Origin of the sequence: Desulfococcus multivorans (assembly GCF_001854245.1) — a bacterium.
In the GTDB taxonomy this organism is placed as follows: domain Bacteria; phylum Desulfobacterota; class Desulfobacteria; order Desulfobacterales; family Desulfococcaceae; genus Desulfococcus; species Desulfococcus multivorans.
Window position 1 is genome coordinate 2,973,819 of sequence record NZ_CP015381.1, and the last position, 14,606, is coordinate 2,988,424.

The 14,606-nt window shown below is 57.3% G+C and carries 13 protein-coding genes; 3 read left to right on the forward strand and 10 right to left on the reverse strand.

Going from position 1 to position 14,606, the window contains the following annotated elements:
• Positions 1-12: 12 nt before the first annotated feature.
• Genes dmul_RS12945 through dmul_RS12955 form a run of 3 tightly spaced genes read right to left on the reverse strand, consistent with a single transcriptional unit; the run spans position 13 to position 4,294 of the window.
• The gene (locus dmul_RS12945; protein WP_020875755.1) at positions 13-276 is read right to left on the reverse strand and encodes a hypothetical protein; all 264 of its coding nucleotides are present in this window, start codon (positions 274-276) and stop codon (positions 13-15) included.
• Positions 276-2,411 carry an ATP-binding protein gene (locus dmul_RS12950; protein WP_020875754.1) on the reverse strand — a complete coding sequence of 712 codons (2,136 nt, stop codon included), beginning with the start codon at positions 2,409-2,411 and terminating at the stop codon, positions 276-278. Before dmul_RS12950 ends, dmul_RS12945 begins: the two co-directional genes overlap by 1 nt.
• The gene (locus dmul_RS12955; protein ID WP_020875753.1) at positions 2,408-4,294 is read right to left on the reverse strand and encodes a Pvc16 family protein; all 1,887 of its coding nucleotides are present in this window, start codon (positions 4,292-4,294) and stop codon (positions 2,408-2,410) included. The genes dmul_RS12950 and dmul_RS12955 overlap by 4 nt, the downstream gene beginning before the upstream one ends.
• Positions 4,295-4,502: 208 nt before the next feature.
• On the opposite strand from dmul_RS12955, the gene dmul_RS12960 reads away from it, so the two are divergent.
• Complete coding sequence (locus tag dmul_RS12960) at positions 4,503-4,967, forward strand: hypothetical protein (protein ID WP_040414390.1); 465 nt, start codon at positions 4,503-4,505, stop codon at positions 4,965-4,967.
• A 243-nt stretch (positions 4,968-5,210) separates the two neighbouring features.
• Positions 5,211-5,504 (forward strand): hypothetical protein, encoded by a 294-nt coding sequence (locus tag dmul_RS12965; protein WP_040414388.1) that lies wholly within the window; start codon positions 5,211-5,213, stop codon positions 5,502-5,504.
• Between the two features lie 67 nt (positions 5,505-5,571).
• On the opposite strand, the gene dmul_RS12970 is transcribed toward dmul_RS12965, so the two are convergent.
• From dmul_RS12970 to dmul_RS13000, 7 genes are all read right to left on the reverse strand, one after another.
• The gene (locus dmul_RS12970) at positions 5,572-6,438 is read right to left on the reverse strand and encodes a T4 family baseplate hub assembly chaperone (RefSeq protein ID WP_020875751.1); all 867 of its coding nucleotides are present in this window, start codon (positions 6,436-6,438) and stop codon (positions 5,572-5,574) included.
• 83 nt (positions 6,439-6,521) lie between these two features.
• Complete coding sequence (locus dmul_RS12975) at positions 6,522-7,046, reverse strand: phage tail protein (protein ID WP_020875750.1); 525 nt, start codon at positions 7,044-7,046, stop codon at positions 6,522-6,524.
• A 17-nt stretch (positions 7,047-7,063) separates the two neighbouring features.
• Positions 7,064-8,641 (reverse strand): phage tail sheath family protein, encoded by a 1,578-nt coding sequence (locus tag dmul_RS12980; protein ID WP_020875749.1) that lies wholly within the window; start codon positions 8,639-8,641, stop codon positions 7,064-7,066.
• 44 nt (positions 8,642-8,685) lie between these two features.
• A complete protein-coding gene (locus dmul_RS12985) occupies positions 8,686-9,099 on the reverse strand; it encodes a hypothetical protein (protein ID WP_020875748.1) in 414 nt (137 codons plus the stop codon).
• A gap of 736 nt (positions 9,100-9,835) precedes the next feature.
• On the reverse strand, positions 9,836-10,846 hold the full coding sequence (locus tag dmul_RS12990; RefSeq protein ID WP_052018510.1) for a uroporphyrinogen decarboxylase family protein: 1,011 nt from the start codon (positions 10,844-10,846) through the stop codon (positions 9,836-9,838).
• A 291-nt stretch (positions 10,847-11,137) separates the two neighbouring features.
• Complete coding sequence (ftsH, locus tag dmul_RS12995) at positions 11,138-12,997, reverse strand: ATP-dependent zinc metalloprotease FtsH (protein WP_020875746.1); 1,860 nt, start codon at positions 12,995-12,997, stop codon at positions 11,138-11,140.
• 114 nt (positions 12,998-13,111) lie between these two features.
• A complete protein-coding gene (locus dmul_RS13000) occupies positions 13,112-13,516 on the reverse strand; it encodes a hypothetical protein (protein WP_020875745.1) in 405 nt (134 codons plus the stop codon).
• A 616-nt stretch (positions 13,517-14,132) separates the two neighbouring features.
• Between dmul_RS13000 and dmul_RS13005 the strand changes: the two genes are divergently transcribed.
• On the forward strand, positions 14,133-14,513 hold the full coding sequence (locus tag dmul_RS13005; RefSeq protein WP_020875744.1) for a hypothetical protein: 381 nt from the start codon (positions 14,133-14,135) through the stop codon (positions 14,511-14,513).
• The last annotated feature ends 93 nt before the right edge of the window (positions 14,514-14,606 follow it).

Genomic DNA, 14,606 nt, shown 5'->3' on the forward strand with positions numbered 1-14,606 from the left:
GACCTCTCCTCCCTACCCAGGATTTTGCCGAATGGCTTGTACGATGCGACGGGCGATTTCACGGGCAATTTCCTGCATGTCGTAAATATCGCTCACGGTCACGGGCGGCATGTCTACCCGAACAATCTCATGGGCGTCAATCCGACCTGTCGCTACGGCGCCCTGTAATTCCTCCTGAAGCGCACGCTCCAGCATGCTGCGAAACATACCGGCTCCTCCGGCCCATGTGCCGGGCGCATCGATGCGGAGTCGTTTGATTTCCAGCTGCAGTGCCATCAGTATGCTCCGAATACGGCATCGGTGTCCAATTTATCAAGCTTGGCATATTCACGGCGCGCCGCTGCAATGAAATGCTTCATCTCGACGACACCGCCGTCTGCAGCGGCAAGGAAGGCGGCGTTGAGGGCGATCGTATGAATATTGCCGCCGGCGATTTCCATCTGCGCCAGCTGGTTGTAATCCAAACCGCCCACAGGCACATGCTGCGGAAGCACCCGCTGCCAGATCCGCCGTCGGCTGTCCGTATTGGGAAAGGGGAAATCCACTACGAAGCGCAGCCGCCTCAGAAATGCGCGGTCGACGGCTTGCCGTCGATTGGTTGCCAGGATCGCCAACCCACTGTAATTTTCCATGAGCTGCAGCAGATAATTGACTTCAATGTTGGCATAGCGGTCATGGCTGTCTTTGACATCGGTGCGCTTGCCAAAAAGCGCGTCCGCTTCGTCAAAGAACAGGATTGTGCCGCCCTGTTCGGCAGCCGTGAAAATACGTCGCAGATTTTTCTCGGTTTCACCCACATATTTGTTGACCACGCCTGCCAGATCGATGCGATAGAGCGGCAAATCGAGTTCAGCGGCGAGTATCTCGGCCGCCATGGTCTTGCCGGTGCCCGACGCTCCCGTAAAGAGGACGCTGATGCCGCGGCCCCGGTTGAGCTTTGCACCATAGCCCCAGGTTACATAAACACGGTGCCGGCAATGAACCTGTTGGGCGATTTCATGTAATTGCGCCAGTGCATCGGCATCCAGCACGAGGTCGTCCCACCCATAGGCGGGATCGATCCGCTGGGCCAGATCATCCAATTGCCATTCCGATTGTTGACGGCACGCGGCCCACACATCCGCCATTGGGAGGGGTTGCGATGATTTTTCGATGTCGGTGTGCATCGCAGCGTTGTTGCGGGCGGTTGCAGCTGCCTGGCGAACACCGGTCGGGCCGAAACGAAACTGCTGCACAATACGCGGAACATCGAGCAACGGTGCCGCATCGTCCAACGCCGTCCGCCACAGGGACAGACGGTCCTGATTGTTTAAACGCGATAAATGCACATTCATCAGACGCGATCCATCCGCGATCCGTTCGCGATTCCCCAGAAACACCAGAACGCCGGTTTGGGTCATGAGCAGGTTGAGCAGGCGTTTCAGCCGGCCGGACACATCGTTTGCGCGCGTCATGTCGATAAAGAATGCCCCCTGAACCAACAAGGCCTCGCGTTCCATCAGGGCGATCAAAACCATTGGATCCGGCTCGGCAAGAGATGTGGGATCCAGTTCGAATAATTTGATGCGGAGGTTATTCGCAACGTGTGACGCCACCTCGCGTTGCCCCCCATCCTCGGCGCCGATGATGTTGACGACCGGGAACGTTCCCTGAGATCTGCCGAGCCTGACGGCCCGTACAACATGTCGGCCGGCTGTCTCGATCGTCGGCGAAAGCAGTGGCGGCGGCATCGGCAACATATATTGTTGCAGGTTCGTATCGAGATAGTTGACCCCCCGCAAATAGTTCAGAATCCGTTCGGGAAGCAACAGCGGACGCAGTGCGACAGGCCCGGGCTTCTCCCCTGTTTGAATGAGTTGATAGCGCCGCAGCGGTGCGTTGGCATTGAAAACGGCGCTCAGCTGCGGAACTGAATCCCGAGGTGAACCCAACAGCGCATAAGCCAGGTGCATCGTGGGATAATCCCGTTTGATGTTATCCTGCACATAGCCGAACAATGCCTGAAAATCGGCATCGAATTCAGGCGCGGCGCACAATAGCAGCACATCGCGCTCGATCGCGCCAAGCCCGAACACATGACCGAGAACATCTATCGGCAATGCCTGCTTCGGCCCCAACTGCCCGCGGAGCGCATCTACATCACGCTGAAGGGCCTGGGCACGGGTTGTCAGATCATGTGCGGAAGGATTTTCCAGGTAAAAGCGCTGTTCCGCATCTCGATCTGCATCCCCCATGAGCCAGTCTGCATGACGGTCACTGACGATGCCGTTCAGATCCTCCTGAGCCGGACTGTGGTTCCACTGATAGCGCAACCACAGCACGCGCCGTTTCAGCAAAGCACGCAATCGCGACAATTCAAGCTGAAAAAAGCGATTGAGCTGTGTCGGTTCGAGGGGGGGTGTCATTGTCATAGCGGCAACTCCACACTACCGACCCCGCCGATGCTCTCGGCGCCGTTGACGCGCACCCGCACCGCATATTTGCGCCGCAGATGCAATTCGCCCACAGTCGTGTCGTCGGCGGGGCCGGCATCGAAGACAATCGGACTGTCGCCGCCCGTCAGTATCAGCAGCTGCGCCTTCACGGGAATCACCCGTGTCCCCGTGAAGGCCGGGGTCGGACCGGCCTGCAAAGCGGCTTGGAGGGCCCCTGCCGCATCCTTGACGCTTCCACCCAACGGGCCGATACCCGCATCGAAGGTCCGGCTATCCATTTCCACGCGAATCTCCGGTGTGCTGCTGGTCAGCGTCGGCATCGGTGCGAGCCTGCCGCTCAGATAGCCGACGCGGTTGGCGCCTATCGTCAACCCGAGAACAGCTGCGGCGTTGTTGGTGCCGCTGCTCTGAACGGCCACGGTCCCTGCCCCACCCCCGGGAACGATCACCAGACGATTATCGAGCAACGTGACGCGCGCACCTTTGTAAATCATCGCTTCAGCGGCGACACCTCTCAGACGATTCTCCAACTCGATTGCGGCTTCTTCGCGTGTTGTCGGCTGAGAACTGAAGGTCAGCACGTGTGGACCGTTGTTGTTGATGGAAATCATGAATTCCGGCGTCGAATCGATATCGTTCAGTTGGGTGATCGGGGCGCCGACGAATGCGGCCGTACTGCGCAGCGGCAGTACGTCGGGCAGCGTGATGCCGATCCCGGTCGGCGATGCCTCGTCGTAGGCATCGCCGTTGAACAGCGCATACCCGACAAGTGTCTGCATATTGCCGTCGATTTGATAGAGGCGCTGCCCGACGATCCTCAATGTGCGCGGGGGCGTCGTGTTGATGGCGCTGATGAGCGGCACGAGCATGAAATTGGCGCGATTCGAGCGCAGTCTGAAATTCTCGACATGCGCGATCCGGCTCAAGACCTCTACAGGCTGCGCGCCGGGCTGCAGTCTTTTTTCAACAGGAATGGTTGTGCCTTGGATTGCCGTATCCGGGACGGTTACCTCGATGCGGGTACCGGATTCCGGACTCACGGGAATGCGCAGGCCGTTGATTTCGACTTCGGTTGCCCGCCCGAAATTCCGCCCGACAATCACCAGGGTGTCCCCGACCCGAGCATAGGGTGTCGTATGTTCGGTGGGATCACCCAGGCGAATCACGTTCAGCGACTCGATCGCCGGTCGGTCAAGCGGAACGGCGACAATGCCAAGCCCCGCTTCCGGCCCTTCCCCCACCAACTGCGGATAGTGGCGGCTTCCCTGGCTTTCTATCCGGACCACCGAGACCGAATATGCCACGGACAGGCGATAGGGAAGCGTCAAGGCCGTCCAGATTTTTGTGAGGTCTTCAAGGGTGATGGGATCCAGGCATAGTTTGACCTGCTCGTCCGCTCTTTGCAGGCTCTCGTGCAGAATCCGCCGGCCATAGGGTTCGCGCACGGTCTGTATCTGTGAGGTAATGACGGGATAATCGTGGAGGACCCGCATGGCACTGCCCAGCAGCAACTGCGCGGTGGTCTCATCGGTTGCCGTTTCGCCGATGAGTTGCGAGCCGTAAGCAGTCAGCAGAAAATGCAATTCGAGGCTCAATGGAGGCTTGCCGTATGCCAGGCTGAGTCCGCGTCCGGGCAAATCCTGATTTTTCAGATATGGGCTCTCCTTGACCTGAAACAGGAAGAGATTGATGCGTGCCGCCTCCGGCTGAAAATCTTCGGGCGTCTGGGGCGTCGGCACAAGGGGCGTACCAATTGAAATCGGCGGTACCGCGGCCATGCCCGCGGGCAGTTCCATCCGGTCACGCAAGAGCGCACGCAGCGTAGCGCTGACACCGGCAATCGCACGAAAATCACTCATGGGTTATTCCTCCCACCCCCAATAGGATCGCCGTTGTCGAAAGGCGTCAAACCCCTGTGGCCGTTTTCGCCGATACGGCAATTGACTCCCGGCGGGTTCGGCAGGGCTGACGCGGAGATCCACGGTGCCGATACTGACCTGAACCGGCTGTGGCGTGTTGCGCTGTACATGTTGTGACTGCAGGGAAGGGCGCTGTTCGGGTGCCGGTATGACGCGCCCGATTCCGGCGGACGCAGGCGATGCCGGTGACGCGGGCGGCCGTGGGGGCGACGGGGCATCAGGGACGGTTGAGCGTGCGATGATGGTCGTCAGCGGCAACGCTTCCAATCCTATCCGCCTGCCTCCCTCGGGTTTGCCGGTGTTGGATGACTGCGGAACATCAGGCGCGACAGGTACGGACGTTTTTCGGATGACGCTCTCGGCAACCGATTCGGGCGGCGCTGCCTGTGACGCCGTCGTCGGCGGCCCGGGAACCGCGTTCTCCGGTATTGACGCCTGCCGTTTCAGGCGCGGTTCAGGCGTGACGATACCGTCGAAGGGCCTCGTGGTCAAAAGCGGGTTCGGTCTGTTGGGAATGAAGGGCAACGGCATTGCCGGTCGAGCCGGAGACGGCCTATCCCTGCTTTCCGCAACGCTGTGTTTTGTCGCGGCGGATGGTTCCGGCACGGATTGAATCTGGAATTTATCGTCTTTCTGCCGTACAGGCTGCCGTACAGGATCATGTATCGCCGGCAACGGTTGCGGCGGGATTAAAACAGCGCGCGGAGAATCCGGCTGGGAATGCGGCGATGGGGTTTTATCCACGGGGTGTTGCACCGGGTCCGGACGCACAGGCTTTTGCCCGGAATACCGGGAATCGTCTCGCAGGTCGGGTGTCGGCTTTGCCGCCGGCATTGCAGGCTGTTCAATTTTCGCCATGGGTGTCGGCACCAACGATGGTTCAGCCGGCGGGGATATCGCCTGTTCGGCTTCCACGGGATGGACCGGCATCGGCCGCGGCACAAGGCTTGACGGCGGTGACGGCGGCACGGATTGCGGCGTTGGGTCGGGTCGAGGCAGGTCTGCGGTGGATTGCCCGGGCATCACATGGGAATACGGTGATGAACGCGCTTGCGCCGTTGGCATCCGTTTCTGGGACATGGGCGGCGCAGGCGGTGCACCCGCGACGGACAGGGCCGGTGACGGCGGCATAAACAGCGGGCGCAAATAGGGCCGCGCAAGCGGCACTGTCGTTTTGCCTGCGCTTCGATTGGCGAGGTTCAATAAAAATTGACCGCTCATGGTGTTGCCTCCCGCAGGGTTTCATCCAACAGATCAAGATATATCCGGCGATGGGAACGGGTCATGCTCAGGATTTCAGACTCGCTCCAATGATAATGCCATGCCATCAGGTGCACCTCGCGATAGAGGTACGGCAGACGATGATTGATCTCTTCCGCGAAGAAAGTCCCGACATCCAGCAAAACATCAAATTGATGGCCGCATTCCGGGCAGGCACTGTTGAGGATGAGCTCGGCCTGGGGGTCGCGCTCGGCAATGAGTTTTGCCAGATCACCGACCGCATCCTCAGGCAAGATCTCGAGCTGCACGTCCCCATCGGTCAGGCTGTGAAGACATGCCTTCATCAACATCCCGGCCGCCGCTGAAGGATCCTGCGCCGCAAGCTCGGCAATCGCTTCCTGGTCTGCGCCGGTGGGCAGGCGGAATGTTGCCTGTACCTTGCTTCCCGGCAAGCCTGCCCGATACCAGTAAGCCGGATTTTTCGTCTGCGGCAACAACAGTTGACTGATCTGTAAATCAATACTCAGTTTTTCGCCGCATGCCGAGCAGTCTGACATGCAGGAGAGCGTCTCCCCGAACGAAAGGCGGCGCAAATGCAGGAGCAGGGCTTCGCGATCTCCGACAGTCAGTGATTGCACATCCTCCAGGCTGACGGGATGCAACGTTCCGATGTGCGTGACACAGCGTGCCAGCACTTCACTTGTCCAGCGGGCGGGGGATACGCACCCTTTCAAGGCCAGCAGGTGCGCTTCGTCATACCCGGTGGGTGGTCGCAATCCAGCGGTTTGAAGGCACTGCTCATCCAGCCACAGACCATTGGGCAGGCGTACGTCCAAGGCGGCGATGTCTGGATAGCCTCTCATACCCTCAATACCCTGTCCCTGAGTTGTCCCGGAACACAATTGAAACCATCGGGATTGAACGACTCTCTTCCCCCCTGCAGGGGTTATTTTTCAGACGGTTCACTGACGCCTTCATCTATGCTCCAACCTTCGTTTTCCAGTTTGATGGTCTGGATGGCCACGGCGTTGGCGCTTGCATCAAGTTCCGGCAGCGCCTGGTATTCCGATACCCAGCAACGGAACACGTTGTAGGCGATCGCCAGTTGTCCCGCTTCGTTGTAAAGCTCGATGGTGATGTCTTTGCGAAAGTTTTTCAGGGACATCTCACCGCCGCCGCTGCCGCTGGACGGCGGAGATGCACCGTAATTCCAGACCTGGTTGGCCCAATTCTGAAAATCGGGATCGTGGGTTACACCCCGTTCGAGGGTAATCGCCTCGTATTTGGTCTGTCCGGGTGATTTGCGCGTGGTGCTGACATCGCCGCCCTCGCGATGTTCAACGACTTCGGTTGTGCGCTTGAGTGCGCCCACCTTGCTGACGCCCGCAACCGTGCGACCATCCCACTTGACGAGAAACTTGAAATTCTTATAGGGATCAAAGCGATCCGAGTTGACTGAAAACTGTGCCATGATGCCACCCCCTCCAATCACGAATCTTCGCGTGCCAGTTGTTGAATCTTGATAATGACGAATTCAGCCGGTTTGAGCGGCGCAAAACCCACAATCACATTGACGATGCCCCGGTCAATGTCCGCCTGGGTGGTGGTCTCGCTGTCGCATTTCACCAGATATGCTTCGGCAGGGGTCGACCCCTGAAAGGCGCCCTGACGGAAGAGGGTTTGCATGAAACCGCCTGCCGCCTTGCGCAACTGCGCCCATAGCGGCGCATCATTGGGTTCGAATATGGCCCATTGGGTGCCGCGATAGAGGCTCTCTTCAATATATAGAGCCAGTCGTCTCACAGAGATGTATTTCCACTCGCTGGCCAACTGGTCGGCACCGCGTGTGGTGCGTGCCCCCCATGCCACTCGACCGATGACGGGAAATGTGCGCAATGCATTGATTCCCAGTGGATTCAACTGCCCGTTTTCGGCATCGGTCATGCGATACGACAGCTCCCGCACACCCGCAAGGGTTGCTTCGGTTCCCGCAGGTGCCTTCCAGACACCGCGTTGTGCATCCGTGCGAGCCATAATGCCGGCCATCATGCCGCTGGGTGCAAACTCCTCGATGCGATTTTCGCGCAGGGGATCGGCCAGCCGCACGCGAGGCCAATACAACACCGCGTTTTTATGCTTGGGATAATCTCCTCCCCGAGCCGCACCGACCGCCAGGTCGGGACGCGTCCACGATGTCGGCGGATCCATAATCAGCATGGCACGCCGCTTCTCGCAATAGTTGAGCGCCGGCGTATATATGGTATCGAAGTCGACATCCCCATTGGTGCGCGTCAGGGGCGGAATGACCATCATGTTGAAAATATCCGCATCTTCCAGCGCATAAATGCCTCTGCGATCGGCTTCCAGGTTCGCTCCGGCAATTTCGTCGGCCGTGATGTCATTGCCGTCCGTGCCGATGCCTTCAGCCTGTTTGGCATTCTCATCGGCGGGCGTACCCGTCTCTGCGGGACGCGCCGGCGGCGGATCCGTCAACAGCCTGACGAGGAGAGATGTCTCAAGAATCTTGCCGATGTAACGTGGATTTTCTTCGTCAATCGATACGTTGAGAAAGGTTTCTTCCTGAACGGTCGTGGGCGGGACGGGCGGCGTTGCCGAACTGTCGCCTGTTGTGGGATCAAATTCCTGAATGATGAGGTTGAATTGATCCTGGGTGCCGTCACGGGTGTCATGATCGACGATTGCACGCAGGTTATTGCCCCATTCGCCGGGGCTGGCGGCTTCGAGCTCAAGCACAACCGTCCCCCCGTCGTCTTCAAGTTCAATCCTGCTGGAAACGCCGCCGTTGTCGACACGCACGATGACGGCCTGTGCGCCGCCGTTCATAAAAAATTGCTGCACGCTGTACCCCAGGGCACTCTTGACCCATAGATCGCCGAACAGACGCGTAAACTCACCAAAACTGCTGATGAGTACGGGGCTGTCGACCGGACCGCGTTGCGCCCGACCAATGAACGCCGTAATCGAGGTGGCGACGCCTGTTATCGTGCGCGAACCACTCGGCACTTCTTCTATGTAGACGCCGGGATAGGTTGGATTTGTTGCCATAATAAGCCCCCTGCATTCATCAAATTATGGTTATTGGGGTGTTGTCAGGGTGTTGCATCCACGCCGACAAGCGTATCTATCGTGATATCCGATGCGATGGGATTGGTGAAGGTCAGGCTCGCTACCGGATCGCCCAACAACCTTACGGCACTCTCGCCAATCAGGACAAGCGGACCGGTTAAATCGACCGGATCCGCGGTGGTACCTTCCACGGTCACGGCATATTGCAACCGGTTTGCGGGCGTATCAGGATCAACGTACCGGCTGGCCCTGACAATGAGGATGGATGCGCCGGTCGTATCAAGGGTCAATTCGATCGACCCGGCCGTCCCGTTCGAACTCGCCGGCACCACAACCTGGGACTTGTTGTAAGCGTCGACGACTTGTTTGCCCGAGGCCGCCAGCGTCGGACCGCCGACAACTTGAACCGTAAAGCTCCAATTTAATTGTTCAGACATAGACATCTCCCCAAGTTAAAGGTTTTCTTCCATTGGCTCCGATGGTAGTTCAACCGACGGGCGGCCCTTTCAAGGCCATCCATAATTAGTTGAATTAAAACAAATATTTAGTTGTTCAGGGTGAAGCTACAATTCTTTTTCTCAACTTTCAACTTTCATGACAGCGACCGGATAGAGGTGCCGCCGGACAACAGGCGTTCAACCCGATATCAGGCGTGCGAAATTTTTCATTTGAATGAAAATGCGGGTCACCTTCAGGCTGTCAATACGAATCGACTTTAAAGAACCGGTCGGAGATTCATCTGACGTTACGCGGTGCAGGTTGATGCTGCGTAAGCGATAATAGAAGGCTGAGCGCAGTGTAACATCGGGACGGAGATGAGACGGTGGCGGCAGTTCATATCCGAGCAGACAGAGATGCATCACTACATGGAAAATTTAAAGCGTCTATTGGTTTTTATGTAGTGTAACACCGGCCCATTTCCCATTAAAAGAAATGACACCATTTTGGGGAATCGTGTATCCTGCTATAATCCCCAGGCATCCGAACGATGGGCATTCTCCGAAAATGATCTGAGCTGAGATTGGTTTGATTATGGTATGTATATTAACAGGTTGCTCAATTCTATATTCAATATATAATAGCCCTACTAAACTGCGATCGGCGTGTCAAGAAGAAAAAATGCGACGGTCGGCATCCATCTGAATGCCGGGAATTCTCACCACCCGTTATCTTTCATTTCTCGATTTCTGTACGTGATGCCGGCCCTGCCGCCGCGAAGCGCTTCCGGCACATCGGATCCATCTCAGCGGCCAGGCGATACAGGGTATCGACGAGACGAGGCGACATTCCGGCATGAAGTCCGCTGCAGGTTCCGAGGATAACGCCGCCGTCGCCTGCTGCGGCCATTGCATCGGCCACCGAGCGACGCAGACACGCATAACGGCTGTCGGAATCATCGACACCCTCCGCTTCGCAAAGCAGCCCGGGATCGATGCTGCCCATCAGGCAGAGGTGCCCGCCGTAACCCTTTTTGATGTCTCCAAGATCCATACCGGCCGAGGATTCCACGCACTGCAGGCCGTCAAATCCGGCCGCCGCGATAAACGGCAGGATCGCCTTGAGATTGCCGTCGGAATGGAAGAATACCGGCACCCCCAGATCCTTGGCAAAGGCGACCTGTCTTCGCCAGAGGGGCAGAAGATGACGTTCGACAAACGACGGCGATACATAAGTGCTCTGCCGGTAGGCGATATCATCGGCCAAAATGATCCCGTGGGCGCCTGCAGCCACGCCTTTGGCCATGACGTCGGTCACCTTGCCGGATATCCTTTCGAGCGCCGCGGCGATCGCATTGGGGGCGGCGGCCGTCTTCATCAGAAATGCCATCATATCCCCTTGGGTCATCGCCGTCTGAAAAGCGCCGTTGACGACCCAGAAGACAAACAGGCCGGCGCCTGCAATATGCCGGATGTCGTCAAGGGCCACCGGTGAACACGCACCGCTCTCAGCCACATTTTCCGATTGGAGACAGATGAGATCGAGTTCAAGACATTTGCAGCACTCAATGAGAAGGTCCGTGTCCGAAAGGGATTCCGTCCGACTATCGCGGAACCGCCATTTCAGGTATTTTCGTGCAAACGCCGGGTCCAGCGTCAATTCGCCCCTGGCAACAGGGGTTCCGGGACAACGGCGGACGGCCTTCATGACACGTGCGATATGGTCTGCCGTCTGTCGGTGCATCATTCACCGCCGCACGCCTTGAACCTTGAAGCCGCTTTGGTGCAGTCGATCCGGTAAGTGTCGCTGAAATGCCGGGAGCACCGGATAAAGCAACCCCGCCGTCAACAAGGCTCCAGCCCATAACATCATGCGATATGTTTTCATAGCATCCTCCTCGCTCAACATGCAAAGCCCTTTTCCCCTTACCCGATGGGCAAAGATGGGGATGGCGCCTTTCGGTCATGCGTATGCCAACCAGACGGCCGCCTACCCCGATTGGGCGTGCGAACGCTTTCCCTGCGCGGGGATCCTCGATCAGGCGTCTTTACTTCCAAGTATTCTATCGAGATCTTCGCTTTCCAGGGTTTCATGGATCATCAGCTCCCGGGCCAGTTCGTCAAGCTTGTCCCGATGTCGGACCAGCAGCGCCTCGGCCGTTTTCGCCAATTCGATGAGGATCTTCCGGATCTCTTCGTCGATGCGTTTGCCGGTGGCTTCGCTGTAGCTCTTCATGTCCGAAAGCTCCTTTCCAAGGAACGGATGTCCGTTCCGATCTCCGTAATGTACCGGTCCCAGGGCATCGTTCATCCCCCAGCGACAGACCATTCGGCGGACCAGCGCCGTGGCCTTCTTGATGTCGTCGGCGGCACCGGATGAAATGTCATCCAGGGCGATCTTTTCTGCGGCGCGTCCGGCCATCAGAACCGTCACCTGATCCAGGAGGTAGCTTCTGCTCACGTTCCGTCGATCCTCTTCCGGAATCTGCTCCGTGAGGCCAAGGGCCTGGCCGTGGGGAATGATGGTGACCTTTTTGACGGGGTCGGCCTTCTCCAGATGCCTGGCCACAAGGGTGTGGCCGGCTTCGTGGTAGGCCACGAGCTTTCGGTCGTATTCATTGAGCAGGTCCTCGCGTGCGGGCCCCAGTCTGATCTTGTCCAGAGCAACGTCGAAATCGTCCTTGTCCACGCGCTGCTTGTCCTGACGTGCGGCGATAATCGCGGCCTCGTTCACGAGGTTCTCCAGATCCGCGCCTGAAAATCCGATGGTCAGAGCGGCGAGTTCGGCGAAGTCGACACTTTCGGCGCAGGGGGTTTTGCGAGCGTGAACCTCGATGATTTTCTCCCGCGTCCTCCGGTCGGGCAGCTCGATGGTGACCCGCCTGTCGAACCGACCCGGGCGTATCAGGGCCGGATCCAGAATGTCCGGACGGTTGGTGGCGGCCATCACCACCACCGCTTCGTGGGGGGAAAACCCGTCCATCTCCGCCAGGATCTGGTTGAGGGTCTGTTCCCGCTCATCATGACCGCCGCCCAGTCCCGTTCCGCGAGCCCGTCCAATGGAGTCGATCTCGTCGATAAAAATGATGGCCGGCGCCTCCTTCTTGGCTTTGGCGAACATATCCCTCACCCGTGATGCCCCCACGCCAACAAACATCTCTATAAATTCGGAGCCGCTGATGGCGTAGAAGGGCACATCCGCCTCACCGGCCGTGGCACGCGCCATGAGCGTCTTACCGGTGCCGGGAGGTCCGGCCAACAGGATCCCCTTGGGAAGCTTGCCGCCAAGCCGGCTGAATTTTTCAGGTGCCTTCAGGAATGCCACGATCTCCTGCAACTCGGCTTTGGTGTTCTCCATGCCGGCCACGTCATCGAAGGTGGTGTCGCTCTCGGATCGCTGGTACCGCCTGGCTTTGGACTTGCCGAACCCGAATATACCGCCCTGGCCCGGAAGTCCGTTCTGGAATCTCCTGCTGAAGTAGACAAAAGCGCCGATAATCAAGATCCACGGCAACAGCTGGATGAGCAGGATTCCCAGCCAGGAACTCTCCGTTGAATCCACCCGAACGGTCGGCACCTTATCGTCGATGAGCCGGAGGAGAACCGGATTCTCGAAAGTGGGAACGATGGTCTGAAACGTCGTTATCTTCGGGGCGTTCTCCCCTTCCCCCACGGCGACGGGCTCTTTGAAGCTGCCGCGCATGTGCTCTCCGGTGATGCGGAGAGTTTCCACATTGCCGGCCTTGAGTTCATCCTTGAACAGGGTGTAGGAGACTTCCGGCGCACCAGGCCGGATCCACATGATGAACAGAAAAACGACGCCGATCCAAATCATCAGCCGCCACAAATAGTTTCGATTCCAGGCCGTTTTTTCGAGCGATGAAAAATCTTTTTTCATAAAACACTCTCCTTCATTTTACCACCACCGACAAGACGGGGACGAAAGCATCGCCATTCGAAAAAGTCTTTCTTCACAGCGCGAGAAATTCCCACCGACGGCGCGGTTCCGGAACTATGCAAGAACGTAACGAAGAACGACCGCGAGGATCAAAAAAATCATGAGACATTTCAGATAGAGGTTCATGGATATAAAAGCGATCTTCTCCACGTTTCTTTCAGCTTCGATCCGATCCAGCAGATCCAGCGTTTCCTCTCGATTCCGGGGCTGCGGATCTCTGGAAAAGGCCAGAACGATGAGCGAGACAACGACGCCGCCCAGGATAAACGGCAGCAGGTAGATCGAACCATAAGAGGGGCCCAGCGGCGTGAGCCAGATTCCACCGGCCCAGGCGCCGAAAAGAATGATGAGAAATATGGACAGCGCCCCCCGTCTCCGCTCCCGATGGTGCATCAGCTGAAATACGCCGTAAAAGATAGCGGCGATAATGATTGCCGTCCCGATTTCAACCAGGATCATCGTCAATGCCCCCTTTTTTTCATACAGATGTTACGTCTTCAATTTCTTAAACTAGTGAATGAACGCCTTTGGGTGTATACCTTAATTAATGTATCATGCCCTTGGGAAACCTGTAATTCGTTACAGGGCTTGCCGGGCGACCGATCCCGTCCATCTTACGCATGGCAGTTCAATCTTTCCGAAGAGTTCGTTTTCTATCCATGTCGCAACCTTCAGAATGAGGGTTGCAGACGAAATAACACTTTTTACAACAGCGAGGGTCACCCCGGAAGATGCACGACCGGGTTTGCAGGTATCTCGACGAACCCCACCCGGTGCAGGAAAAATCCTTCAGTGGATATCGGCATGGATGGCCGCAGCTTGGCGCGTCTCCGCGAAAGGCCGCACGTGGATATTGCAGGGTTTCACCTACACATGAATCCAACGAGTGTTCTTTTGGTTCAAACATAACATATTGTTTATATTGTTGTTATTTTAATTTTAATAGATATGGCATGCTTGTTGCTGTTCAAAACTGCAATGAGCGGCTCTGCTGCTCGAAGCGTTACGGCAGATCCCGGAAGCGGCTTTAGTCAGGGGATTCGCCGTTAAACCCTTTACCAAGGAGGTTTTCACCATGAAGAGAAAGTATGCATGGCATGTCGTTGCAATCGTATTGGCACTATCACTGACCATGTTCGGTACGGGGTATGCCGGTTGGTTCGGAGAAGACAAGTCCGAGACTGAAACCGAGAAGTCCGGCATTACGGAAACCCAGGACCCCGGGACCGCTGCTGAGGAGACTATGCCCGGCAGCGATCAGATCGTGGTGTCCGGAATGATCAATGAAAGCAGCCAACTCGTGGATGACAACGGCTATGTTTATGAACTGGCCGATACGGGTCAGGGATCGGAAGTGAAGTCCATGATCGGCAAGAAAATCCAGATCAAGGGAACCGTCCTGGAAGAAGAGGGTCAGGTATCCGTTGAAGTGGATGACTACACGATCCTGGAATAAAGAGACCAACGCTTTCTTCCTTTAGGATCCATTACCCGGAAAGGCGGGGCAGCCACTTTGGCGGCTTCGCCTTTCCGCCTTTTCAACCTGGAA

What these genes read in the sequence shown, in the direction of transcription:
- dmul_RS12945 (WP_020875755.1), bottom strand. Translation starts at nt 276, where the DNA reads ATGGCACTGCAGCTGGAAATCAAACGACTCCGCATCGATGCGCCCGGC.
- dmul_RS12950 (WP_020875754.1), bottom strand. Translation starts at nt 2,411, where the DNA reads ATGACAATGACACCCCCCCTCGAACCGACACAGCTCAATCGCTTTTTT.
- dmul_RS12955 (WP_020875753.1), bottom strand. Translation starts at nt 4,294, where the DNA reads ATGAGTGATTTTCGTGCGATTGCCGGTGTCAGCGCTACGCTGCGTGCG.
- dmul_RS12960 (WP_040414390.1), top strand. Translation starts at nt 4,503, where the DNA reads ATGACGCGCCCGATTCCGGCGGACGCAGGCGATGCCGGTGACGCGGGC.
- dmul_RS12965 (WP_040414388.1), top strand. Translation starts at nt 5,211, where the DNA reads ATGGGTGTCGGCACCAACGATGGTTCAGCCGGCGGGGATATCGCCTGT.
- dmul_RS12970 (WP_020875751.1), bottom strand. Translation starts at nt 6,438, where the DNA reads ATGAGAGGCTATCCAGACATCGCCGCCTTGGACGTACGCCTGCCCAAT.
- dmul_RS12975 (WP_020875750.1), bottom strand. Translation starts at nt 7,046, where the DNA reads ATGGCACAGTTTTCAGTCAACTCGGATCGCTTTGATCCCTATAAGAAT.
- dmul_RS12980 (WP_020875749.1), bottom strand. Translation starts at nt 8,641, where the DNA reads ATGGCAACAAATCCAACCTATCCCGGCGTCTACATAGAAGAAGTGCCG.
- dmul_RS12985 (WP_020875748.1), bottom strand. Translation starts at nt 9,099, where the DNA reads ATGTCTGAACAATTAAATTGGAGCTTTACGGTTCAAGTTGTCGGCGGT.
- dmul_RS12990 (WP_052018510.1), bottom strand. Translation starts at nt 10,846, where the DNA reads ATGATGCACCGACAGACGGCAGACCATATCGCACGTGTCATGAAGGCC.
- ftsH (WP_020875746.1), bottom strand. Translation starts at nt 12,997, where the DNA reads ATGAAAAAAGATTTTTCATCGCTCGAAAAAACGGCCTGGAATCGAAAC.
- dmul_RS13000 (WP_020875745.1), bottom strand. Translation starts at nt 13,516, where the DNA reads ATGATCCTGGTTGAAATCGGGACGGCAATCATTATCGCCGCTATCTTT.
- dmul_RS13005 (WP_020875744.1), top strand. Translation starts at nt 14,133, where the DNA reads ATGAAGAGAAAGTATGCATGGCATGTCGTTGCAATCGTATTGGCACTA.